General features: G+C 50.1%; 24 protein-coding genes and 1 other RNA gene. 12 read left to right on the top strand and 13 right to left on the bottom strand.

All coding sequences use genetic code 11. The features are described 5' to 3' along the window. The first annotated feature begins 78 nt into the window (after positions 1 to 78). Positions 79 to 1,752 (top strand): DNA repair protein RecN, encoded by a 1,674-nt coding sequence (gene recN / locus AGRI_RS15025; RefSeq protein ID WP_008985729.1) that lies wholly within the window; start codon positions 79 to 81, stop codon positions 1,750 to 1,752. Between the two features lie 151 nt (positions 1,753 to 1,903). Continuing rightward, positions 1,904 to 2,260 carry an outer membrane protein assembly factor BamE gene (locus AGRI_RS15020; RefSeq protein ID WP_008985728.1) on the top strand — a complete coding sequence of 119 codons (357 nt, stop codon included), beginning with the start codon at positions 1,904 to 1,906 and terminating at the stop codon, positions 2,258 to 2,260. Positions 2,261 to 2,350: 90 nt separating this feature from the next. Here the strand turns inward: AGRI_RS15020 and AGRI_RS15015 are convergent, their stop codons facing one another. Beyond that, complete coding sequence (locus AGRI_RS15015) at positions 2,351 to 2,701, bottom strand: RnfH family protein (protein WP_008985727.1); 351 nt, start codon at positions 2,699 to 2,701, stop codon at positions 2,351 to 2,353. Beyond that, positions 2,691 to 3,125 (bottom strand): type II toxin-antitoxin system RatA family toxin, encoded by a 435-nt coding sequence (locus AGRI_RS15010; protein ID WP_008985726.1) that lies wholly within the window; start codon positions 3,123 to 3,125, stop codon positions 2,691 to 2,693. Before AGRI_RS15010 ends, AGRI_RS15015 begins: the two co-directional genes overlap by 11 nt. A gap of 106 nt (positions 3,126 to 3,231) precedes the next feature. On the opposite strand from AGRI_RS15010, the gene smpB reads away from it, so the two are divergent. The 4 genes from smpB to AGRI_RS14995 all read left to right on the top strand — a co-directional run bounded on the left by smpB (position 3,232) and on the right by AGRI_RS14995 (position 6,417). After that, the gene (gene smpB, locus AGRI_RS15005) at positions 3,232 to 3,714 is read left to right on the top strand and encodes an SsrA-binding protein SmpB (RefSeq protein ID WP_008985725.1); all 483 of its coding nucleotides are present in this window, start codon (positions 3,232 to 3,234) and stop codon (positions 3,712 to 3,714) included. 143 nt (positions 3,715 to 3,857) lie between these two features. Next, positions 3,858 to 4,217: a transfer-messenger RNA gene (ssrA, locus tag AGRI_RS16450) on the top strand. 311 nt (positions 4,218 to 4,528) lie between these two features. Next, entirely contained in the window at positions 4,529 to 5,335 is an 807-nt protein-coding gene (locus AGRI_RS15000; RefSeq protein WP_008985724.1) for a PEP-CTERM/exosortase system-associated acyltransferase, read from the top strand. 23 nt (positions 5,336 to 5,358) lie between these two features. Continuing rightward, positions 5,359 to 6,417 (top strand): metal-dependent hydrolase, encoded by a 1,059-nt coding sequence (locus AGRI_RS14995; protein ID WP_008985723.1) that lies wholly within the window; start codon positions 5,359 to 5,361, stop codon positions 6,415 to 6,417. On the opposite strand, the gene AGRI_RS14990 is transcribed toward AGRI_RS14995, so the two are convergent. Genes AGRI_RS14990 through AGRI_RS14980 form a run of 3 tightly spaced genes read right to left on the bottom strand, consistent with a single transcriptional unit; the run spans position 6,332 to position 8,784 of the window. Continuing rightward, a complete protein-coding gene (locus tag AGRI_RS14990) occupies positions 6,332 to 6,832 on the bottom strand; it encodes a DUF1543 domain-containing protein (RefSeq protein ID WP_008985722.1) in 501 nt (166 codons plus the stop codon). The two genes, AGRI_RS14995 and AGRI_RS14990, sit on opposite strands and share 86 nt — an antisense overlap. 9 nt (positions 6,833 to 6,841) lie before the next feature. After that, a complete protein-coding gene (locus tag AGRI_RS14985) occupies positions 6,842 to 8,098 on the bottom strand; it encodes an ABC transporter permease (RefSeq protein ID WP_008985721.1) in 1,257 nt (418 codons plus the stop codon). Continuing rightward, the gene (locus AGRI_RS14980; RefSeq protein WP_008985720.1) at positions 8,092 to 8,784 is read right to left on the bottom strand and encodes an ABC transporter ATP-binding protein; all 693 of its coding nucleotides are present in this window, start codon (positions 8,782 to 8,784) and stop codon (positions 8,092 to 8,094) included. Before AGRI_RS14980 ends, AGRI_RS14985 begins: the two co-directional genes overlap by 7 nt. 76 nt (positions 8,785 to 8,860) lie before the next feature. Between AGRI_RS14980 and AGRI_RS14975 the strand changes: the two genes are divergently transcribed. Next, positions 8,861 to 9,406 (top strand): DUF3299 domain-containing protein, encoded by a 546-nt coding sequence (locus AGRI_RS14975; RefSeq protein ID WP_040292076.1) that lies wholly within the window; start codon positions 8,861 to 8,863, stop codon positions 9,404 to 9,406. Positions 9,407 to 9,473: 67 nt separating this feature from the next. Here the strand turns inward: AGRI_RS14975 and AGRI_RS14970 are convergent, their stop codons facing one another. Continuing rightward, entirely contained in the window at positions 9,474 to 10,088 is a 615-nt protein-coding gene (locus tag AGRI_RS14970; RefSeq protein WP_008985718.1) for a ZrgA family zinc uptake protein, read from the bottom strand. Positions 10,089 to 10,212: 124 nt separating this feature from the next. Between AGRI_RS14970 and AGRI_RS14965 the strand changes: the two genes are divergently transcribed. From AGRI_RS14965 to AGRI_RS14955, 3 genes are read left to right on the top strand one after another with little or no spacing between them, the layout of a single operon-like run. Beyond that, the gene (locus AGRI_RS14965; RefSeq protein ID WP_008985717.1) at positions 10,213 to 11,742 is read left to right on the top strand and encodes a cryptochrome/photolyase family protein; all 1,530 of its coding nucleotides are present in this window, start codon (positions 10,213 to 10,215) and stop codon (positions 11,740 to 11,742) included. After that, on the top strand, positions 11,739 to 13,097 hold the full coding sequence (locus AGRI_RS14960; RefSeq protein ID WP_008985716.1) for a DASH family cryptochrome: 1,359 nt from the start codon (positions 11,739 to 11,741) through the stop codon (positions 13,095 to 13,097). Before AGRI_RS14965 ends, AGRI_RS14960 begins: the two co-directional genes overlap by 4 nt. A 6-nt stretch (positions 13,098 to 13,103) precedes the next feature. Further along, a complete protein-coding gene (locus tag AGRI_RS14955) occupies positions 13,104 to 14,612 on the top strand; it encodes an FAD-binding domain-containing protein (protein WP_008985715.1) in 1,509 nt (502 codons plus the stop codon). A gap of 20 nt (positions 14,613 to 14,632) precedes the next feature. Here AGRI_RS14955 and glnB read toward each other — a convergent pair whose 3' ends face one another. Next, entirely contained in the window at positions 14,633 to 14,971 is a 339-nt protein-coding gene (gene glnB / locus AGRI_RS14950) for a nitrogen regulatory protein P-II (RefSeq protein WP_008985714.1), read from the bottom strand. 161 nt (positions 14,972 to 15,132) lie between these two features. Here glnB and nadE point away from each other — a divergent pair, with 161 nt between their 5' ends. Further along, positions 15,133 to 15,957: an ammonia-dependent NAD(+) synthetase gene (gene nadE / locus AGRI_RS14945; RefSeq protein WP_008985713.1), complete on the top strand. Its 825-nt coding sequence runs from the start codon at positions 15,133 to 15,135 to the stop codon at positions 15,955 to 15,957. Positions 15,958 to 16,059: 102 nt separating this feature from the next. After that, positions 16,060 to 16,557 (top strand): GspH/FimT family pseudopilin, encoded by a 498-nt coding sequence (locus AGRI_RS14940; RefSeq protein ID WP_008985712.1) that lies wholly within the window; start codon positions 16,060 to 16,062, stop codon positions 16,555 to 16,557. 18 nt (positions 16,558 to 16,575) lie between these two features. Here AGRI_RS14940 and AGRI_RS14935 read toward each other — a convergent pair whose 3' ends face one another. The 6 genes from AGRI_RS14935 to AGRI_RS14910 all read right to left on the bottom strand — a co-directional run bounded on the left by AGRI_RS14935 (position 16,576) and on the right by AGRI_RS14910 (position 21,328). Further along, complete coding sequence (locus AGRI_RS14935; RefSeq protein ID WP_008985711.1) at positions 16,576 to 16,974, bottom strand: type IV pilin protein; 399 nt, start codon at positions 16,972 to 16,974, stop codon at positions 16,576 to 16,578. Next, positions 16,974 to 18,035 (bottom strand): hypothetical protein, encoded by a 1,062-nt coding sequence (locus tag AGRI_RS14930; protein WP_008985710.1) that lies wholly within the window; start codon positions 18,033 to 18,035, stop codon positions 16,974 to 16,976. The genes AGRI_RS14935 and AGRI_RS14930 overlap by 1 nt, the downstream gene beginning before the upstream one ends. After that, positions 18,032 to 18,409 carry a hypothetical protein gene (locus AGRI_RS14925; protein ID WP_231728960.1) on the bottom strand — a complete coding sequence of 126 codons (378 nt, stop codon included), beginning with the start codon at positions 18,407 to 18,409 and terminating at the stop codon, positions 18,032 to 18,034. The genes AGRI_RS14930 and AGRI_RS14925 overlap by 4 nt, the downstream gene beginning before the upstream one ends. An 80-nt stretch (positions 18,410 to 18,489) precedes the next feature. Continuing rightward, complete coding sequence (locus AGRI_RS14920) at positions 18,490 to 19,449, bottom strand: PilW family protein (RefSeq protein ID WP_040292074.1); 960 nt, start codon at positions 19,447 to 19,449, stop codon at positions 18,490 to 18,492. Between the two features lie 3 nt (positions 19,450 to 19,452). Beyond that, entirely contained in the window at positions 19,453 to 19,938 is a 486-nt protein-coding gene (gene pilV, locus AGRI_RS14915) for a type IV pilus modification protein PilV (protein WP_008985707.1), read from the bottom strand. A 187-nt stretch (positions 19,939 to 20,125) separates the two neighbouring features. Continuing rightward, on the bottom strand, positions 20,126 to 21,328 hold the full coding sequence (locus AGRI_RS14910) for a PilX N-terminal domain-containing pilus assembly protein (protein ID WP_008985706.1): 1,203 nt from the start codon (positions 21,326 to 21,328) through the stop codon (positions 20,126 to 20,128). Between the last annotated feature and the right edge of the window lies 1 nt (position 21,329).

The following is a 21,329-nucleotide window of genomic DNA, read 5'->3' as shown; positions in this document are numbered from 1 at the left end:
AAAATCAGCACCCGACTTGCTAAAGTCACTTTTACTGTATAAATTTACACTGTAACTATAAACAGTATCGGGTGCTTTATGCTTTGCCATCTTCATATCAGTAATTTTGCTATCGTCCGCGCGCTGGAAATTGACTGGGCAAGCGGCATGTCAACCATTACCGGTGAAACCGGTGCCGGTAAATCCATTGCTATTGATGCGCTGGCACTCTGTCTCGGCGAACGGGCCGACGGCGCAGTAGTGCGCCCCGGCGCAGATAAAGCCGATATTGTTGCCACCTTTGATATCTCTGCCCTACCCGCCGCGCGCGACTTTCTGCAACAACAAGACTTGTTGATGGGTAACGAATGTATTGTGCGGCGCGTTGTCAGTAATGAGGGCCGTTCCCGCGGTTATATTAATGGTGTACAGGTACCGGCGCAGCAACTAAAGCAACTGGGGCAATACCTGCTATCCATCCACGGCCAGCATGCGCATCAACTGCTGTTAAAGGCTGATTATCAGCGTCAGTTACTGGATGCCTATGTCGCCAATAGCGAGCTGCAGCAGCAATGCCGGCAAAGCTATCGCTACTGGCAACAACTGCAGCAGGAACATCAGGCCCTGCAACATTCACAGCAGCAACGCGATGCACAGCGCCAGCTCCTGGAATATCAGGTGGCAGAGCTGGATCAGTTTGCGCCACAGGCTGATGAATTTAGCGAACTGGAAGCCGAACATAGCAGGCTGACGCACGGTAACATGCTGCTGTCGCAAAGCCAGCAATGCCTGCAGCAACTGTACGATGATGATGAACAAAGCATTTATCGCGCGTTATCTCAGGTAACCTATCAGCTGGAACAATTACAAGCACTGGATCCGGCTCTGGCTGGTGTACAGCAAATGCTCAGTGAAGCACTGCTGCAAACCGAAGAAGCCAGCCGTGAACTGCGCCGTTACGCCGACAAGGTAGAGTTGGATCCGGAACGTCTGGCCGAAGTCGACGAGCGGCTGGCACAGTGGCTGAATCTGGCGCGAAAGCATCAGATCGCCAATGAGCAACTGGCAGAACGCCACCAACAGCTAGCTGCCGAGCTGGCCGAATTAACCGGTTCAGAGCAACGACTGACTGAGCTGGAGCTGGCTATTCAGCAAGCCAGTCGCCAATATCAGCAGGCAGCAGCAGTTTTAACGGCCGCCCGCCAGCAGGCTGCATCAGAGCTAAGCGAGCTGATTAGCAAAAATATGCATGAACTGAGCATGGCCAATGCCCGCTTTGCTATCAATGTTTCAACCTTGCCGTTAGAGCAGGCCAGCGCCAACGGCCTGGATCTGATCAGTTTTGAGGTATCGACTAACCCGGGCCAGCCACTGCAAGCCTTAAGCAAGGTCGCCTCCGGCGGTGAATTATCGCGGATCAGTCTGGCAGTACAGGTAATACTGGCGGATAAGGTCACAACCCCTACCTTGATTTTCGATGAAGTGGATGTCGGCATCAGCGGCCCGGTAGCAGCCGGCGTCGGCCGCTTATTACGCCAGTTAGGCCAGAGCACTCAGATTATCTGTGTGACTCACTTGCCGCAGGTTGCCAGTCAGGGACATCAACAACTTTTTGTTGAGAAATATACCGATGGTATCGCCACTGAAACCCGGATGCGCCAGCTCAGTGATGATGAGCGGATCCAGGAAATTGCCCGCCTGCTGGCCGGTGAGAATATTAGTGCCAATGCCTTGGCCAATGCGCGGGAACTTTTGTGTACGCCTTCAGTCTGAGTTGCAGTTTGTTTGTTTTCAGGCGGTCTTAGGCTCTCTTTGGCAAAGCCGCTTCAGACAATACGTCAGCAATACTTTAACAGACAGCGCTCAGAAACAGGTTTTTTGCTTCCGCATCCTGGGGTATGATGGCGACACTTAGGTTGAATTAATGGCATCTATGAAAGCAGTAGTAAAAATCGCCGTACTGGTTGCGGCACTGGGCCTTAGCGCCTGTAGCAGCTGGGTATACCGGATTGATATTCCGCAGGGTAACTTTTTAGAACAAAAAGATGTCGACAAGCTGCGGGTCGCTATGACTAAGGAGCAGGTGGTGTTTGTACTGGGTAATCCGGTGGCCGCCAACCCCTTTGACCATGACACCTGGCATTACTTTTATGCCCTGAAAGGTGGCCGTGGCAATAATTTTGAAAAGCGCTTAGTCGTGGAGTTTAAAGACGACCGGCTGGTTAATATCAGCGGTGACTTTGAGAAACACGCTGATTTTGATAAGCCACTGGATATCTGATAGCGCTTAGTAACAGACGAAAAGTAACCAAAAAAGCCGCAATCGCGGCTTTTCTGTTTTTTATATCTGGTACTGCTCAAATGTTTAATGTTAAACCTGACCGCCAGTTACCTTATTAGCCCGCCCTTCTTCTTTGGCTTTTTCGGCCCGACGCCGGCGCAAATCTTTCGGATCAGCGATAAGTGGCCGGTAGATTTCAATCCGATCGCCATCTTTTACGGTATCGCTTAGTTTCACCGTGCGACTCCAGACGCCAACTTTTTGTTCGCTCAGATTAATCTGTGGAAATTGCTGCAAAATACCTGACTGACGAATAATCTGCTCGACACAGGTATCCGCGGCAACAGAAATCGTCAGCAAAGCCTGACGCTCCGGTAAAGCATAAGCCACTTCAACGGTAATGGTATCGGAAATGGCGGCACCCGCGCTGTTATTCACCATACACTTGCTTCGCTCTTTGGGTAAAGGCATTGACCATGGCAGCGGTTAGCTCCTGAAAAATCTTGCCAAAAGCAAACTGCACCAACTTATTAGAAAATTCAAATTCCAGCTGCAAGATCACCTTACAGGCCTGCTCATTTAGCGGCACAAACTGCCAGCCGCCCTGTAAACGTTTAAAAGGGCCGTCGACCAACTGCATATCGATCCGCTGTGCCGGATATAAAATATTGCGGGTAGTAAAGCTTTGGCCAATACCGGCCTTGGAAACTTCCAGCTTTGCCACCATTTCCTGTTCAGTGTGGCGGATCACCGTGGCTTTGGTACAGCCGGGTAAAAATTGCGGGTAATCCGGCACAGCATTAACCAGGTCATACATCTGCTGCGCGCTGTAAAAAACCAACGCACTGCGTTCAATTTGTGGCATACTCACTCCCCTTTAAACTCGCCGCCGATTGTAACAGAATAACGCGCTGCAACAAGGCATGAGCCATCGCTGACATCCAACACTGAGCTGCGACAAACAACGAATTATGAGCAAAAAACAAGCAACCAAAAACAAAAACGGTACCATAGCGCAAAACCGCAAAGCGCGGCACGAGTACTTTTTAGAAGACCGCTATGAAGCCGGCCTGGCCCTGCAAGGCTGGGAGTTAAAAAGTATCCGCGAGGGTAAGGTAAACCTGTCCGACTCTTATGTTATTTTGCATAACGGTGAAGCCTTTTTACTCGGCGCACAGATTCAGCCGCTCAACAGCGCCTCTACTCATGTAGTATGCGATCCCGAGCGCAGCCGCAAATTGCTGCTGCACAAGCGCGAGCTAAGTAAACTTATTGGCCTGAAAGAGCGCGAAGGTTATACCCTGGTCGCCACCGCCATGTACTGGAAAGCCTGCTGGGTAAAGCTGGAGTTTCATTTAGCCAAGGGTAAGAAAAGCTATGACAAGCGTGACGATATTAAAGACCGCGACTGGTCACGCGAGAAAGAGCGCATGATGAAACACAGTAAACACTAAAGTCCTCTTGAAACTTTTACCGCCTGGCCCCATCTAATTAGGGCGACAGGAAAACGGCTAAAACACAAAGCCCGCTTGTGTAAAGCAACCAGGCTGCGTACAATAGCCAAACACTGAAAGTGAGTGTTACTTCCACAGAATTCGGGGCTGATTCTGGATTCGACGGGATTCACGAACTCTTAGGTGCATGCCGAGGTGAGGTAGGCCTCGTAAAAAAGCCTCAATTAAATAGTCGCAAACGACGAAACTTACGCAATCGCTGCCTAATAAGCAGTAGATAGCTCTTCCCCTCACGCATGCCTGTAAGCTGAGACTCTGGAAGATCACCCCTAACAGGATCGCGTCGCGTCTTCGCCTGGAGACAAAACGTTAAAACCAATCAGGCTCGCCCGACGATAGCCTGCCAGCTGGCGCTCATAGGGTTAACTAAATAACTGGCTAAGCATGTAGTACCGACGATGTAGGTTTTTCGGACGCGGGTTCAACTCCCGCCAGCTCCACCAACTAGAGAAGCGGCGCATTAGCGCCGCTTTTTTATTTCCTAAAATTCTCGCCGCCGGATTTATAGGTAGATACGTTGAGTATCTGGCATGCAGTCGCTGCGAAATCTAGTAAAAATATTTTATAAGTATTTATCATCATCTTAGCGCTATTTAGCGCCAAAATCCGCGAAAATAGCCATCTGGAAGTTTGATCTCTTTTTACAAAATCTGCATAGTGTTAAGGACAAGGGAGAATGCGTCATTTTCGCTCGCAGCAGCAGGGTAGCTGCCATCAATTATTAAATTAACTCAGAATTATTCAGGGTTGCGCCATGCATTCTACTTCTCAGGCAACTTTAGCGTTACGCCTGCACGATGATGTTGTGTCTAAGCTACAGGCTCAACATCACAACGGCCATTGGACTTTGCTGTTTCAACGTGATTTTCAGATTAAACGTGCTTTCACCGCCGCTGAACAGTTACAGTGTTTTCGGTTACGGCATCTGGTTTACTGTGAAGAATTGGGATTTGAACCGACCAATAGCAGCGCCATTGAACAAGATCATTATGATGCACGCGCATCGCATTACTTACTGCAACACCGGCAAACTGACAGTTTGGCAGGTACGATGCGCATGGTCTATTGCCGACAACCTGACGACAAACTACCCTTAACACGTTATTTCCAAACTGGTTTTAACAAGCCTGACTTAGCACCAAGCGCCTTTGCATTTGACAGTGTCTGTGAATTATCACGACTTGCACTTGCCAATGATTTTCGGCGCCAACAACTAAACCATAACCCGGCACTGAGTCAGCTGAATCCGCTGCAGGTGACCCAGAGCCAAAGCCATTACCGTTATTTGGCGGCCGGCCTTTATCTGGCTGCATTGGAGCAGGCTTTTAACGAAGGCATCAGCCACGCTTACGCCTTAGTGGCCCCCGCGTTGGCCAGAATGTTAAACCGGGTAGGCTTTCAATTTCAGCAAATTAGTAACGCTATTGAACTTAACGGCTCACGTGCAGCCTATTATCTGGACGTAAATAGTAGCCTACATACCTTGTGCGATGACTATAAATTACTGCGGCAGGTTTTAGCTGCGCAGTTAGCACAGGTAAGTATGTCAGGTATCCGCTAACTTCTTGCTGGTATTGTCTTATTATGGATTCATTATCGCAAATTGCGCTGGGCTCAGCCGTTGCGGTGGCCGTAGTCGGTCGCCGCAGCTCAGTAAAAAAAGCGGCGCTGTGGGGAGCTTTTGCCGGCACCCTGCCTGATCTCGACGTCTTTATTGATTATGGCGATGCGCTAAGTAATATGGTGTATCACCGCGGCTTTAGTCATTCACTGTTTTATCTCAGCCTGGTCTCGCCGCTATTGGCGCTACTGATTTGCAAAATACATAAAGAAATGGCGTTGTACCGGCATTGGCTTGTTGCCATTGCATTGGTGCTGCTAACTCATCCGCTGCTGGATACGATGACCATTTACGGCACGCAGCTGGCACAACCGTTCAGTAATTATCCGTTTGCGGTGGGTAGTATTTTTATTATCGATCCGCTCTACACTCTGCCGTTATTAATTGGTCTGATTTGGGTGTTGTGGCGCGGTAAACGCGCGCTGGCGGCTAATACCGCGGCACTGGTGTTTTCCTGCTGCTATTTGTTATGGGGCGTAGCGGCGCAGCAGCATGTATTACAGGTGGCGACGCAGCAAAGTCAGGCACATGAAAACAGCCGCATCCTGGTGGTTCCGACTGCACTGAATACTCTGCTCTGGCGTATTTTATTAATCGACGATAATGCCTACTACGAAGGCTTTTATTCGCTGCTGGAGAAGAATACAGCTATCAGTTTTCAGCGTTATCCGCTGGACGCGGCGCTGTATCAGCGTTATCAGTTACACCCCGATGTGCAGACGCTGGCCGCTTTTAGCCAGGGATTTTATGCGTTGGAGCAGCAAGGCGAGCAGGTGATCATGACAGATTTACGAATGGGCCAACAACAAAACTATGCCTTTAGTTTTGTGGTGCCAGCCCAGGCTGAGCAAACCGTTGTGCGCCTGCCACGTAATCTGCAATTGAGCGATACGCTGCAATGGGTATGGCGCACGCTAACCGGTGAACAAAGTGCCGCTAGCCAATTACCTCATAACCCGACCAATCCGGACGCAGCGCCTGCGCCTGACCACCGGGAACCAGCTCAATATAGTAGCCACTAGCCTGCTCCAGCTGCAGGCAATCGTCCAGTTGCAGCAAATCATCCTTATGTGGGCTATCAGCATCTGTCAGTAGCTGTGCTTTGGCCCGCGTCTTGGCCTCGGCCGCAGAGCCGGCAACACAGAGCATAAAATCGTGCTGCTCGGCGATTTTACCCGGGTAGTAACCGCCAAAGTTGACAAAAAACAGCTTTACTTGCTGTTGCACCGGCGCAGTTGATAAACGGATCTGGTAGCCGTCAATATTATGCAGTGCTAAATAGCTGTCTAAATGCAGCCCTTTTTGGGTACCAAACCATTGTTGCCGCAACTGCGGATAGGTATCCTCAATCCGCTTGCCAACGACAAAGCGCACATCATGCAATTCGATATTAGCCCCCGGCGCAGTGCCGCCCAAATAAACCAGAAAAAGCTGCATTTGTTATCCTTATAAACGAATACTTAAACCATCAGTCAGCGCACGCCGGTAGGCCACCAGCGCCGGAATACAGGCTAATACCGCAGCAGAGAGCAGGATGCCGCCCGCCCAATATAATGTATACCAGCTAAAAGGGTTGATACTGATAAAGAGGCCATAGTTTGCGGCCAACCAGTCCTGCACACCCCAGAGTGCGGCGACTAATAATCCGGCGGCGCCCAGCATCGCCATTAAGGTCAGCAACAGCACTTCCAGCTGAATTAACCAGAACAGATACCAGGGGCTGGCGCCGACGGCGCGCAAAATAGCGACCTCACGCTGCCGCTCTCGCATCGAAGCCAGCAAGGTTGTCATCATACCTACCAGCCCTGCCACCAGCACCAGTAAGGTGATTAGCAGCAGTATATTCTCCACCATACTGAGCATTTGCCACAGTTCAGCCAGTGCCACGCCCGGCAAAATCGCTGTTAGCGGCTCTCCACGGAATTCATTAACCTGACGCTGCACCACGAAGGTTGCCATCCGCGAGTTTAAACCAACCATAAAAGCTGTAATCGCCTTGGGCGTTAAATCCATCTCCAGAGCCTGTTCAGCACTGATTTGTCGCCCGGGCATCGGTGCACCCTGCTGCCAGTCCAGGTGAATGGCTTCAATACCTTCCAGGCTAACATGCACGGTTTGATCAACCGGCGTACCTGTCGGTGCCAAAATACCTGTAACGGTGAAAGGTTTATCTTTATGTTCAGAAAAGCTGACCGCACCAATACCATGCGCCAGCGTAATTTCCTGCCCCAGCGTATAACCGAGCTGCCGCGCCACCTCGGCACCCAGCACAGCTTCGTAAACGCCCTGAAATGCAGCGCCCTCGGCAAATTGCAACTGCTGCGATGACGCGTAGCGATAATGCTCAAAATAACTCTGATTAGTGCCCAGCACACGGTAGCCGCGGTGCGAATCACCCAGCGATAACGGGATAGTCCAGGCAATTTGCGGATGGCGCGCGATCCGCTCATAGGTTTGCCAGCTGACATTGGCAGTCGCATTACCAATCCGGAATACCGAATATAACAACAGGTTTAGCTGCCCGGAGCGGGCGCCAACAATCAAATCAGTACCTGACACCGTATTGGTAAAACTATTGCGGGCTTCTTTACGAATATGATCGATACCTAACAACAATACCAGGCTAATAATCAACGATAACAGGGTCAGTAAAGCTGTACCGCGGCGATTCCATAAGCTCAGACGGGCTAATTTAATTAACATGCTACTACCCCTTTAGCTAAGTCAGTCATCGCCAACTGATAATGAAAATAGCGTTGTAACTGCTGATCGTGGCTGACAAAAATCACGGTAGTACCGCTTTTATCAGCTTCAGCTAGCAGCACCTGCATAAAAGCATCGCGATTATCCGCATCCAGCGCAGAAGTGGGTTCATCGGCAATCAGCAGGGTGGGCTGAGTTAACAAGGCGCGGGCAATCGCGACCCTTTGCTGCTGACCAACACTCAGCTGACTGGCTGGCTGCGCCCAATAAGACGCCGGCAAACCTAAAGCAGTTAACAAGTCTTGTGCCCGTTGTTGCATTACGGCGGCAGGCGCTTTAGCAAAGGCAGCACGTAGCAATACGTTATCCAGTACACTTAAATAAGGGATCAGATTGAGTTGCTGAAACACCACGCCGATATCCGCCGCACGTAACTTATCGCGTTTGGCAGCGCTTAACTGGTGCAGCGCCTGACCATTAAGCCAAATTTCGCCGGCGTTGGGCACCGTAATGCCACAGAGTAAATTTAATAAGGTGGTTTTACCACTACCAGAAGCACCCCGGACAAACAGGTGCTGGCCACTGGCCAGTGACAGGGCCGGAATATGCAATTGCCAGCCATCAGCGCGATACCAAAATGTCAGATCTTTGAGTTCAATCGCAGGAATTTTCGGCTTGGTGGTCACAGGTACTCCTTTGTGCATGCTATGATAGCGCAACATAAACCGCTGTATTATGCATTAATTAAGAGGCGAAGCTCCAATGTTCAACAAGTTGTCTGTTGCGTTTTCTATGGTACTTACCGCAATGCTGGCGTTCAGCCTGCAAGCGGCTGAAGTAAAAACCATTGAATGGACTGATTTAATGCCGGAAGAGGACTTAAAGGCACTGATGGCAATGCCGGAAGTAGCGCATGACTACAGCCAGCCGTCTCCGTTTGACGATAACTATAATGGTGATGACCCTACAGCGCAGGCATGGCAGCAAATTCTGCAATCCGCCAAAGTAAAACCGGAATATAATAATGTTAAGGTCAAGATCCCGGGCTTTATCGTGCCGCTGGAGTTTGACGACAAGCAGAATGTCACCAGTTTCTTTCTGGTGCCCTATTTCGGTGCTTGTATTCACGTACCGCCACCGCCACCAAACCAGATTATTTATGTTACCGGCGCCTCTAACCTGAAAGCAGACATGATTTACTCCCCGTTCTGGATCACCGGTACCATTACCACCGAAGCAATGTCACATGATTTAGCGAATGCGGCTTACAGTATTAAAGCTGATAAAGTCGAAGAATATACCTGGTAGTCAGTGTTGATGCTTGCAAAAAGCCGGCTGAGACGCCGGCTTTTTTGTTGTTGCAGCTCAGTAACCTTTAAAACTGGATACGGCTATTGCTTAAGGTTGCCGTCGCAGCACCTTGCTGACCGTTTAGCACCCATTGCACGTCAATTTTTTCGAGTGCCGGCGTCAGGTTAAACAAGCTCAGATCAAGCTGATGCAAGCGTGCCGGGCTTTGGCACAGCAAACTGACATTGGCATAAAAGTCACCATGACCGCTGTAGCCAGGCTCTGTTAAATCGGTATTAGCATCCGCGCCCTGAATTTCACAGTTTGCCTCGCTACTGACACTAAACCAGTTGCCTTGTGCCAGGTTATCCAGCGCTAACGCCACTTCCTGCTTTTGTTCGCTGGTTTTCGGCGCCTGCTCAAAACCAACAATATTAAAGGCTGCCGATTGTAGCGCCAGCTGCAACTCATTACCTTCCAGCACCATAGTCAGAGTAGCGGCGCCGTGCACATGAGTACCGAGCTGAGTAAATTCGTCATCATGTTGATGCTCATCGCCATGCTCGTGGGCGTGCTGATGTGAGTGCTGCTGTTGCTGCTCCGGCTCAGTATCTGGTGCATGCTTGGGGTGTGCTTGCGCCAAACTGGCAGTACTAACCAGCAAGGCCGGAATTAACAGTGAGCTAAGTTTGAACGACATTGCGATCTCCTTAATTGTTATTGTGTCACATCATACTCAGTTTTTATATCACTGCAATGCCCACCGCTGATCGACAAGGTGGGCATTCACGTAAGTACCGATACTTACCTAACCAGTGGCTGCTATGAGCAAACTAATTGTTATTCTGGGCGATCAACTAAGTCCGGCCCTTGCCGGCTTACGTCAGGCCGAACCTGACGATCTTATTCTGCTGGCCGAAGTGAAAACTGAAGCCCGCTACGTGAAACATCATAAACATAAAATTATTTTGCTGTTCAGTGCCATGCGCCATTTTGCCGCAGCCTTGCGTCAACAGGGCTTTGAGGTTTGTTATCTGAGCTACGACGAGCAGCCGGGTATTTATAGTATGACCGACGCAGTACGCTTCGCCCTGCAACAACGTCCGTTCTCACAACTGCTGATTACTGAATGTGGCGAATACCGGCTGCAACAGGAAATTCTGAGCTGGCGTGACACCTTCGAACTGCCGCTGGAAGTGCTGGAAGACGACCGCTTTATCTGCTCGCAAACTATGTTTGCACAGTGGGCGACCGACCGTCAGCAATTGCGGATGGAGTTTTTCTACCGGCAGATGCGCCGTTACACTGGCTTACTGATGGATGCCAAACAACAACCGGTTGGGGGACAATGGAACTACGATAAAGATAATCGTAAAGCCTGTCCGCCTGATCTGCAGCAAATTCCCCCGCTACAATTTACGCCGGATGCGATCACGCAACAGGTGATGACGCTGGTAGAAACTGAATTTCACGATCATCCGGGTAGCGTCGGCGAATTTCACTATGCAGTGACAGGTAAAGATGCGCGGCAAGCGTTTCTGCACTTTGTCGAACAGCAGCTCGCTAATTTTGGCGACTATCAGGATGCGATGCTGCTGGAGCAGCCATTTCTGTTTCACAGTATCTGCTCGATGTATTTAAATGCCGGGTTACTGGATGCACGCTGGATGTGTCAAAAAGTCGAAGCGGCCTGGCGTGAACAGTACGTCAGCTTAAACGCCGCCGAAGGCTTTATCCGGCAAATTATTGGTTGGCGTGAGTATGTCCGCGGTTTGTACTGGCTGCTGATGCCCGACTATAGCCAGCACAATTTTCTGCAGGCTAAAACGCCACTACCAGGATACTACTGGCATGGTGAAACTAACATGCGCTGCATGCAACAGGCTATCAGTCAAACCCTGCAGCATGGTTACGCGCACCATATTCAGCGACTGATGGTTACCGGCAATTTTGCCTTACTGGCCGGTTTAGCCATTGACGAGGTGACCGACTGGTATCTTGCCGTGTATGTCGATGCTTATGAGTGGGTAGAACTACCCAATACTCTTGGCATGGCATTATTTGCCGACGGCGGTATTCTGGCCTCCAAGCCTTATGCTGCCAGTGGTGCCTACATCAATCGGATGAGCAACTACTGTAAAAACTGCTATTACCAGGTAAAAGCAGTAACAGGTGCTAAAGCCTGCCCCTTTAACGCCTTGTATTGGGATTTTTTAGCCCGTAACGAGTCACAACTTGGTCAGAATGCCAGGATGCAACTCGCCTATAAGAACTGGCATAACAAAGACGCTGAACAGCAACAAGCTATCCGCGAGCAGGCTGCGCAGTGGTTAATAAAGCTTGAACAACTATGACCAGCCTGGTACTCCTCAACGGCTGCCTGCGTGTCGACGATAATCCGTTACTCAGTCAGGCACGCGGTAAAGCCGCCGCCCTGGTGATTATCGATCAGCAGGCTTATTTTGGCCGCCAGTACGGACTGTTTCGCAGTAATTTGTTGCGTTTACGAGCTCATCTGCAGGCCATCCAACATTTGGCGCAACAGCTGGCACAGCGACAAATTGGTCTGATTATCCGCTTTGGCGATACTCACAGCCAATTATGTGAACTGGCTTTAAAGTTAGGCGCAGAGCAACTACTGGCCAGTGAGCCAACGGCACCAGATGAATACCGGGCGCTGCAGCATTTACCGGCAAGCGTCAAACTCCAACTGATTGATGGCAATAGCCTGCTGTCGCAACAGCTAAGGCCAGATTTAGCCACTTTATCGGATCGTTTTACCAGCTTTCGGAAAAAACTTGAACCGCTGTTACTGGTGACTGCAGCGGAACCGGAACATACCCGAGCGGCTAACTGGCTAAGCCCGGATCAGGTAGCGGGCTTATCGCAACAGTCTGTTTTGCAACAATGGCTTGGGCAAACTGCAGCCACATCCTGGCGTGAAGGCTGCTGGGATGAAGGCAGTGCCCATGCCAGGCTGCACTACTTTATCTGGCAGGGACAACATATCCTGCATTATAAAGACAGTCGCAATGCGCTCTGTGGTACAGACTACGCCAGCTTCTTTTCCACCCCGCTCAGCCTGGGTACCTTGTCGGTACGGCGCTGCTGGCAGCAAATCGAACAGTTTGAACAGCAAGTCAAAGCCAATGATTCAACTTATTGGCTGAAGTTTGAGCTGCTGTGGCGGGAATTCTTTCGCTGGCAAATGCGTAAATACCAGGCCCGCTGGTTTAGTAAAAACGGGATTGCCGGCCCTGCCGATTTTAGCTCGCCACGTTTAACAGCCACACAAAAGCAGCGCTTTGCCGCCTGGTGCGCTGGCGATACCGGTGTCCCCTTTATTGATGCCAATATGCAGTTGTTAAATCAAACCGGTTTAATGAGTAACCGCGGCCGGCAAAATGCCGCCAGTTATTTAATGTATGATTTGGAGCTGGACTGGCGCCTTGGTGCCGCTTACTTTGAACAGCGCTTACTGGATTATGACTGTGCCAGCAACTGGGGCAATTGGGCCTATATTGCCGGTGTCGGTAACAGTGAGGCCCGTGCCTTCAATCCGATTAAGCAAGCCCTGTGGTACGATCCAAATGCTGATTTTGTGCGGCAGAAACTGCCGCAGATCAGCGCCGCCGGTAAAGCTGCACATCGTCCGGCACCGCACGCTCGGCTCTTGCCGCAATGGCGCAGTTGGCTGGACGAACTGTAAGCCATCATGCATCTGCTCTGGTTTAAACGCGATTTACGCCTTACCGATCATGCCGCCTTATTTCACGCAGCTAAGCAAGGCACCGCTGTGTTACCGGTATATATCGTCGAGCCAGATTACTGGCAGCAACCCGATGTCTCATTGCGGCACTGGGCTTTTGTGGCTGAAGCCCTGACATCACTGCAGCAGCAGCTGACTACGCTGGGGCAACCATTACTAGTTTACTACGGTGCGGCCACCCGGGTATTACGGGAGCTCTGTGCCCGCTTTCCGATCAGCGCAGTGTACAGCCATCAGGAAAGCGGTAACTTATGGAGTTATCAGCGCGATCTTGCCGTGGCGCGTTTACTGAGCGAACTGGCTCTCCCCTGGCATCAATATCCGCAATTTGCCGTGATTCGCAAACTCCCCAATCGTGATCTGTGGTTTGCCGAAGCCGATAACTGGTTAAGCCAAAGACTGTATCCAACACCACAAAGCTTACCCTTTATTTGTGCCAGTAACTGGCAAGCACCACTTACCGCCCCCAAACGCAACCGGGATTTACCAACCTGCCAGCAACGACAACATGGCTGGCAACTACAACACACATTGCAAAGTTTTTTAGAACAGCGCAGCCAGCAATACCATGGCGGCATTTCCTTCGCCGCCCGCGCTGTAAAAAGTTGCTCGCGGCTCAGCCCGTTTTTGGCTTATGGCCAGCTCAGTATCCGGGAGCTGCAGCAGCAAACGGAACGACAACGCAAGCAAAGCACATCGGCACAGCAGCAACGTGGCTTACAGGCTTTTTATAGCCGGCTGCGCTGGCATTGTCACTTTATTCAGAAACTGGAAGATGAGCCGGAAGTTGAGGTGCGCAATATGCATCGCGGTTTTGATGGTCTGCGTGAAGACGCTTTTGAACCGGGGTTATTTCAGGCCTGGGCCAGCGGGCAAACCGGCTATCCGCTGATTGACGCCGCCATGCGCTCATTACTGAGTACCGGTTGGTTGCACTTTCGCGGCCGCGCCATGCTGGTGGCCTTCGCCAGCTACCATTTGTGGCTGCACTGGCGGCCACTGGCACTGCATCTGGCGCAATGTTTTGTCGACTATGAGCCAGGCATCCATTACCCGCAAATCCAAATGCAGGCTGGCACCACCGGCATTAATCCGAACCGGATGTACAACCCGGTAAAGCAGAGTATGCAAAAGGATCCGAAGGGCGAGTTTATCCGGCAATGGTTGCCGGAACTGCGGCGGGTGCCGGATAGCTGGCTACACCAGCCCTGGCTGATGAGCACTACCTTACAACAGCAATTTGGCTGTGTGATTGGCCGCGATTATCCGGCACCTGTCGTGGCGGCCAGTCAGGCGGTAACTGCGGCCAGAGCCAGATTAAGCCGATGGCTTGCCCAACATCGCCAGGCATTTGAACTGGAAAAACGTCAGGTATTTCAGCGTCATGCCAGTCGCAACCGTCCTAAGGCGCAACGCGCCCGCAAAACATCAACGCAATTAGGTTTGTTTGACTAGAGCGATTTACGTCTGCCAGCTTAAATCGCGTCTTCGTCTTCTTCACCCGTGCGGATCCGGATCACCCGCTCCACTTCAAATACAAAGATCTTACCATCACCAATACGACCGGTTTGTGCTGTTTTCATAATAGCTTCGACACAGCGCTCGACTTGTTCATCGGTCACCACGATTTCCAACTTTACCTTCGGCAGGAAATCAACCATATACTCAGCACCGCGATAGAGTTCGGTATGGCCTTTTTGCCGGCCAAAACCTTTCACTTCGGTTACCGTCATACCGGTAATATTGATATCAGCCAGTGCCTCGCGCACATCATCCAGTTTAAAGGGTTTGATAATCGCTTCAATTTTCTTCATGGTAAGACTCATTGCTTTGCTTGCCGGTGGCCGAAGTATAACCTTAATCCACCCGGCGGTGCACCTTTGTGCGCCAGATAAAAGCCGCTGTCAGCAGACAATTTATTGATCCTTTCTGCATTAAATCCGTTAAGATATTGGCAACTAACAGTGAGGCCGCTATGAGTATCGAGCAAGCAATAATCCGGGAAATGCGGGTACAGCCGCAGATTGATGTTGAATTTGAAATCCGCCGCCGCGTCGACTTTATCAAAACCCGCCTGCAGGCATCGGGTTTAAAAACACTGGTCCTGGGGATCAGCGGAGGGGTTGACTCCACGACCTGTGGCCGCCTGGCACAACTGGCGGTGGATGAATTAAACCAGCATAGTTCAGGTTATCAGTTTATTGCGGTACGCCTGCCTTACGGCGTGCAACAGGACGAAGCCGAAGCTCAGCTGGCCCTGTCGTTTATTAAACCAAGCCAGAGTGTTACGGTAAATATCAAAGCAGCGGCTGATGCATTGCATCAAAGTACGCTGCTGGGGATCGAAGGCCTGCCATTACCTGGCGACGCGCAGCAGGATTTTGCTAAAGGTAACGTTAAAGCCCGCTGTCGGATGGTGGCACAGTATCATATTGCAGCGCTGCAGGGCGGCCTGGTACTGGGAACCGATCATTCGGCCGAGAATATTACTGGTTTTTATACTAAATGGGGCGATGGTGCCTGTGATTTAGCACCGCTGTTTGGCTTAAGTAAACGTCAGGTACGGGCATTAGCGCGGCAGCTGGGTGCACCGGAATTACTGGTCGAGAAAACACCAACAGCTGATCTGGAGTGTATGGCGCCACAAAAAGCAGATGAAACGGCGTTAGGTCTGACCTATCAGCAGATTGATGATTTTCTGGAAGGTAAAGCCGTCGACACTGCCGTCAGTGAGCGTTTGGTGCAGATTTACCTGAAAACTCAGCATAAGCGCCAGCCTATTCCAACAGTTTACGATTAAGTAAACCGGCATTTATAGCCCGACCCAGCAACATAAATAACATTTATTTCACAAAACAATTGTCTGAACTAGACTTCAATAAGCAATAATTGGAGTCTAGTGATGCAGCAACAAGGCCTGACCTTACTCGAATTACTCATCGCGTTGGTGATCCTGGTGATCTTAATCACTATCGCTACACCGGCGATGGATGAGTTTATCCATCAACAGCGTGCCAGTAGTTACCTGCAACAATTCGACCGTCATCTACATTACGCTCGCGTCCAGGCCAGTAGCAGCCAACAGCCGGTCCGCGTTTGTCCGGTGCTGGCTAACCACTGTCAGGGTAACTGGCAGCAAGATCCCGTGAAGCTGATGTTGCTTAATCCTGTTGATCAACAGGCTGAATTACTGCGTGAGCTACCTAGGTTACCTGACGGCCATCGACTAACTTATAACCGGCAACAACTGCAATTTCGGCGGGATGGCAGTTTGGACGCGCTGGAAAACGGGACTTTTTATTATTGCCCCCCCGGACGTTTCAACTGGCATTACCGGCTGGTACTGAACCAAGCCGGTCGGGGTCGTTTGCAGCACTATACTCAGCCCTGCCCGGCTTAATCGGCATCAAAATTACTATTAATCCCAGCAACTTAAAGACTCAGTTAGGCCGACATTACGCTGCCCAAAATGATTCAGGCTGTACTGCAAACACGTTTTATCCTGCAGTTGTGGACCCTGCGCTTTTACCTTGAGTAAGAACTGAGCCGGATCAGCCTGCGTCAGCTCGATCCGAAAGCGGCCTGAGGCGGTAACAGGCTGCGTGAAACCTAAATCCGTGAGCTGATTGCTATAACGGCCTTGCTCTAACAGCCACTGCTCTTGTTTCGTTGCCAGTTCGAGCAGAGCAGTGACGGCCTCTGCCCGATAGCTTCTTAACACATACTGCTGATACGATGGATAACTCACCGCAATCAGAATGCCGACAATAGCCAGCGTAACCAACATTTCCAGTAAACTGAAGCCCCGGCTGCGCATCAGAATGCCCCCCTTTCATCGCGATAGGTCGCCAAACGCTGCCAAAGAGGGAACTTGTCCAGTGTTAAGGGCGCCGTGCATTGATGGCAATCCGTGGTGATTTTCAACAGGGTGTCAACTAAGGCTACCGACTGTCGCTCATCGGCCAACACTAAGATCAAACGCTTATCCGGCTGCTCTCTTATGCGCAGGGCCGCTTGCTCCAGATAAGGAATAGCCCAACTGCGTTTGGGATAAATCTGACTGGCGGTATAAAGTTGTACCGCATAAAGTTGCTGTTCTGTTTTATCAAACTGACAACTCTTGGCATCTTTTACGATAATGGCTGGGGCATAAATTACCCCGGCGATCACTGTAGGTAAGCTACTGACGCGACCGGACAAACGCAGTCTCCAACCAGCGGCACTTAATAACACCCGCCAATCTGCAGCGCTGTATTGCTGGCGCAGCTCTGCATCGCTCAGTGTCGTCCGATCAACCAGTTGGCTACTTTTCATCACATAAGGTTGCCGCCCGCCAACCGGAAAACGCAGGCTAAACAATACATCCTGGCCACTGTCAGGCTCAGTACCGAGTAGCAGTAGTTGATGCTGTTCCAAATTTTGCCAGGACATCGGAGCTAACTGAGACGGTAAACGGGCACGAATCAGGGTAACTGCGGTATGAAAATGCAACCCGGCATCGGATAAATCGGCCATCAATAACGGCTGTCCAAACTGGCTTTGCTGCCATGGCACACGCCAAACCTCGCCGGTGCTGGTCACTAACCAGAAATGGTCTGCTGCACCGTCCAGATTGGCATCTTCAGCTAGTGGTCTGGCTTGGATAGAGCCCTGGATGCCCGCTGCAGATAAATCCAGCCCCGAGAGATCATAGCCAGTATCAGCAGCCACCAGCTGTAACCGCAGAGCGTCGACAGCAAGCGTACGGATATAAGCGTCAGCCTGACGCTTTTGCTCGGCATGATTAATGGTAACTCTTACCGGATGATTCGGCAGTAACGGGCACCAGGCCGCAACCACGGGACTGAACAACGTCAGAAGCAATAATAAAGCTTTCATGGTGCAGGCTCCGATAATTTCAGCTGTTTGCGTAATAACAGACTGTTATATCGGGTAAACGCCGGCGGCTGCCTGGTCTGTTCACTGGTTTCGATTAACATTAAATCGCACTGTAGTGTCGCATCCGACCAAGCCGCATAAATACCGGGACAGGAAGGTAAGGCCAGCGTACTTTCCGGGACTTCGTCTGGCGCCAGGCCATTGAGCTGCTTTAAATGCTGCTCCAGTGTGCGAAATTCCAATTGTAATTGCTGTTGGGCTGTTTGTGCCGATTTCAGGCTTAACTGACTTAAAACCAGATTACTGGCCACCACTAATAACATAACCACTAAAAACAACAGTGCACTGAGTAAAACCATTCCTCGCTCTCTCATAGCTCCTCCGTAGTTTCAGTAACTAAATTAACTGATGTATCAGTACCTCATATAGGATGTGTGAACCTTTACTGCTCAGATTAACCTGCCGGCTCAGCCGTAAGATCAAACTTTACTGCGCCACTGAGTAGTAATCTGCGGTAATGATCACCTGGCGCCTGAAAACTATGCTTACCCATCTGATATAAACGGTCATTGCGATAACGTCGATCCGGTGTCAAAGTCCGCATCAGTACATAAAACCTCAAACCCAGAATGCGACTTTCCTGCTGTAACCAATGCGAGGCCGTCATTTCAGCAGTAGACAGCAGATAATCGGGTACGCCATCCAGATCACTATCAATCAGAAACTCAAAATGTAGGCGCTCTACCCCATCTAACATCGAATCTGTACTGATACTGGCATGTCCGGCACTATTTCTGATTAACCGTTTGCGCATTAATACCGGCACATCTTCACCAGCCTGACGTTGTAACTGGATATACAGCACCAAATGCTGGTAAGGGTAGACTGTATCTACTGTGGCGGGCACGTTAGTGTGATCAACAAAGCGGCTTTGCTGCCAGTCCGGGAGCAAATAAAAGCGATTATGGCGCATAGTTGCCGGTGTAGCGGCGGCGCCGATGGCTCTTTTAATCTGGATATATTCGGTCTGCGGCGCCAGATTATTCAGGCAATTTAATACCCGGCCAGGAAGTGCTTGTCCGGCAAATACATTTAAGTAAGCCAAATTGGCATGCGGAAAGCTACCGCTATCCATGCCATCAACAAAGCAATCAGCGGCAGGTGGGGCCTGGTTACTCACCGCACGCTGCATCGCCGCCAGCGTCTGGCCACCAAAAAAGCCGGTGTTTTGCAGTTCGTTGTATAGCAAGTTGATTGCCAACTGCCCATTTTGTTGCAGAAAAGCCAGTTGCCGGCTTTGACTGGACGAGGCACTTAGCGAACTAAAGGCGGTTAGTGTCAACCCCAACAGCAATAAACCCAGCACCATTGCTATCATCAGTTCCGTGAGTGAGAAGCCTCCATGCCGCCTCATAGCTCACTCCGGTAAGCCCAGATGAAACAGCCCCCGACCAGCACCGGCCTGACAGCTGGAGTGGGCGACAGATAGCGGTTGCACTCTGGCCTGCCAACTGGCTTCAAGCTGTAACTTGCCTTGTTGCTGGTGCAGGCAGAACGCGGGCTGGAGCAGTAAACCGTAGCCCTGATCTGCCAGCCATTGTTGTTGCCAGTGCCGGATTAAAAATTGCTTGCTGTTATAATGCTGACAAGGTGCCGCCGCAGAACAGTTAACAGCATTTAATGCCCCGGAGACTTGATAGTTATGTGTTGCTACAGGTTGCTGATAAAAGCGCAGTTGTTGCAGAATATCGCGGGATAAGGCGACAACAGTGGTACGCTGTGTCGCCTCAGAAGCCAGACGCAGTGCCTGTAATTGTGTCGCCAATACGCCTAATAACCCTACCTTCAGGATGAGTAGCGTAATGAGTACTTCAATTAAAGTTGCTCCGCGCTGACGAGTCATGGTGACCTCGGTTATTTACCCTTGGGAAAATAACCATAGATCAACCACCAAAAAAGTCAAAAATATTTATCTATTTTTTTACATAAGAGATAAGGAATTTGCCAATTAAACCTGATTAGCTCTATAACGCGAACTTAGACTGCCTGATTCCTGTTACTTTAATGTAACTGCGAGTCCTGTCCATATATCAATTTTTAATGTACTCATTCCAACCATACATTCTGCTCTCAGACGCGCTGCCGCTAACACTCTCTTCAACCTGCCATAGGGTTTTGGCAATATTACTATCGCCAAGTATTGTCCACGCTTTTTTCAGAACTTGCGAATCGTAGGTAAATGACGCATTACCACCACCTGAGATATCAAACTCGAAAGTGGCTTCCGCCTGACCAAAGGCCCATTCACTATTAGAGTTTAAAATAGGGTTAGCAAAGACTAGGGCACCTAACATATCTCTACTCCCGCCCCCTTTCATTACAAATGACTGTCCGGTAACGATAACTAACCCCTCGAATTGAATATTATTTCCCGAGATCGTCAAATTACCTTTAACAACCAAAATTCCCGCGCCCTTTGATGTACCTTTTAATTCCAAATTACCTTCATGATAAGTGATCTTCATTACGGCTGGAGTAGTGGATGTTGAAGGCGTTCCCATATTGGACGGCGCTATACCTTTTCTCGGGTCATTTGCCGGCATAGCACTCCACTCGTTTTTAATGCCTGTAATAAATTCATTCATTTTTTCCGGGTCGCCAAAAGGATCATCGAATTCGACCTGCGCAATGCCTCCGATATAGTTGTCTATCCGGCCTTTATTATTAATATCCTGCAGGATTAAATCAGCATTGGCTTTGGTATTGGTCGCTAAGGCAGGGCCAATTGCATTACCCGAATTATCCTTAGCTCCAATTATTTGAAAGGAGTTGCTATTGGCAGTATCGAAGGTCTTAATATTACCAATAATATTCATCGCAGCTAAATTGCCGCCACCGGACGCTTTAACATAAATACTCGTCAGACATCTATTAACACCTGTGTCACCTACAGTACCGCAGCTGACAATAGTCACCTCGTCCCCATTAAATGTCGCTGATTCAATCTGCCAGCTCAAGTCATTGACTGAGCCTGCCACAGCAAGATCATTAATTCCATCTATAGTTGCTGCTGTGTCTCCCCATGAAGCAAGATTGCTGGTATCGTCAAACCATTGTTTAGCATTTACCAAGCCACTCTCTGCAGCCATGAAAGCCAAGGAAAGTTGGCGCTGATTTGATGCAAGTCGATCACCAAGCATTGAGTTGCTGACACCGGACACCCCGACGATTGTAATAATCAATAGCAGTAATAAACTTACTATTAATACTGAACCTCGCTGATAGACTCTCATT

The organism is Alishewanella agri BL06 (genome assembly GCF_000272005.1).
Lineage (GTDB): Bacteria > Pseudomonadota > Gammaproteobacteria > Enterobacterales > Alteromonadaceae > Alishewanella > Alishewanella agri.
Note: the sequence above shows the minus strand (reverse complement) of the source record. Positions and strands in the feature narration are given on the sequence as shown.

Excerpts from the sequence above, each read along its gene's own strand:
- recN (WP_008985729.1), top strand. The coding sequence starts at position 79 with ATGCTTTGCCATCTTCATATCAGTAATTTTGCTATCGTCCGCGCGCTG.
- AGRI_RS15020 (WP_008985728.1), top strand. The coding sequence starts at position 1,904 with ATGGCATCTATGAAAGCAGTAGTAAAAATCGCCGTACTGGTTGCGGCA.
- AGRI_RS15015 (WP_008985727.1), bottom strand. The coding sequence starts at position 2,701 with ATGGTGAATAACAGCGCGGGTGCCGCCATTTCCGATACCATTACCGTT.
- AGRI_RS15010 (WP_008985726.1), bottom strand. The coding sequence starts at position 3,125 with ATGCCACAAATTGAACGCAGTGCGTTGGTTTTTTACAGCGCGCAGCAG.
- smpB (WP_008985725.1), top strand. The coding sequence starts at position 3,232 with ATGAGCAAAAAACAAGCAACCAAAAACAAAAACGGTACCATAGCGCAA.
- AGRI_RS15000 (WP_008985724.1), top strand. The coding sequence starts at position 4,529 with ATGCATTCTACTTCTCAGGCAACTTTAGCGTTACGCCTGCACGATGAT.
- AGRI_RS14995 (WP_008985723.1), top strand. The coding sequence starts at position 5,359 with ATGGATTCATTATCGCAAATTGCGCTGGGCTCAGCCGTTGCGGTGGCC.
- AGRI_RS14990 (WP_008985722.1), bottom strand. The coding sequence starts at position 6,832 with ATGCAGCTTTTTCTGGTTTATTTGGGCGGCACTGCGCCGGGGGCTAAT.
- AGRI_RS14985 (WP_008985721.1), bottom strand. The coding sequence starts at position 8,098 with ATGTTAATTAAATTAGCCCGTCTGAGCTTATGGAATCGCCGCGGTACA.
- AGRI_RS14975 (WP_040292076.1), top strand. The coding sequence starts at position 8,861 with ATGTTCAACAAGTTGTCTGTTGCGTTTTCTATGGTACTTACCGCAATG.
- AGRI_RS14970 (WP_008985718.1), bottom strand. The coding sequence starts at position 10,088 with ATGTCGTTCAAACTTAGCTCACTGTTAATTCCGGCCTTGCTGGTTAGT.
- AGRI_RS14965 (WP_008985717.1), top strand. The coding sequence starts at position 10,213 with ATGAGCAAACTAATTGTTATTCTGGGCGATCAACTAAGTCCGGCCCTT.
- AGRI_RS14960 (WP_008985716.1), top strand. The coding sequence starts at position 11,739 with ATGACCAGCCTGGTACTCCTCAACGGCTGCCTGCGTGTCGACGATAAT.
- AGRI_RS14955 (WP_008985715.1), top strand. The coding sequence starts at position 13,104 with ATGCATCTGCTCTGGTTTAAACGCGATTTACGCCTTACCGATCATGCC.
- glnB (WP_008985714.1), bottom strand. The coding sequence starts at position 14,971 with ATGAAGAAAATTGAAGCGATTATCAAACCCTTTAAACTGGATGATGTG.
- nadE (WP_008985713.1), top strand. The coding sequence starts at position 15,133 with ATGAGTATCGAGCAAGCAATAATCCGGGAAATGCGGGTACAGCCGCAG.
- AGRI_RS14940 (WP_008985712.1), top strand. The coding sequence starts at position 16,060 with ATGCAGCAACAAGGCCTGACCTTACTCGAATTACTCATCGCGTTGGTG.
- AGRI_RS14935 (WP_008985711.1), bottom strand. The coding sequence starts at position 16,974 with ATGCGCAGCCGGGGCTTCAGTTTACTGGAAATGTTGGTTACGCTGGCT.
- AGRI_RS14930 (WP_008985710.1), bottom strand. The coding sequence starts at position 18,035 with ATGAAAGCTTTATTATTGCTTCTGACGTTGTTCAGTCCCGTGGTTGCG.
- AGRI_RS14925 (WP_231728960.1), bottom strand. The coding sequence starts at position 18,409 with ATGAGAGAGCGAGGAATGGTTTTACTCAGTGCACTGTTGTTTTTAGTG.
- AGRI_RS14920 (WP_040292074.1), bottom strand. The coding sequence starts at position 19,449 with ATGAGGCGGCATGGAGGCTTCTCACTCACGGAACTGATGATAGCAATG.
- pilV (WP_008985707.1), bottom strand. The coding sequence starts at position 19,938 with ATGACTCGTCAGCGCGGAGCAACTTTAATTGAAGTACTCATTACGCTA.
- AGRI_RS14910 (WP_008985706.1), bottom strand. The coding sequence starts at position 21,328 with ATGAGAGTCTATCAGCGAGGTTCAGTATTAATAGTAAGTTTATTACTG.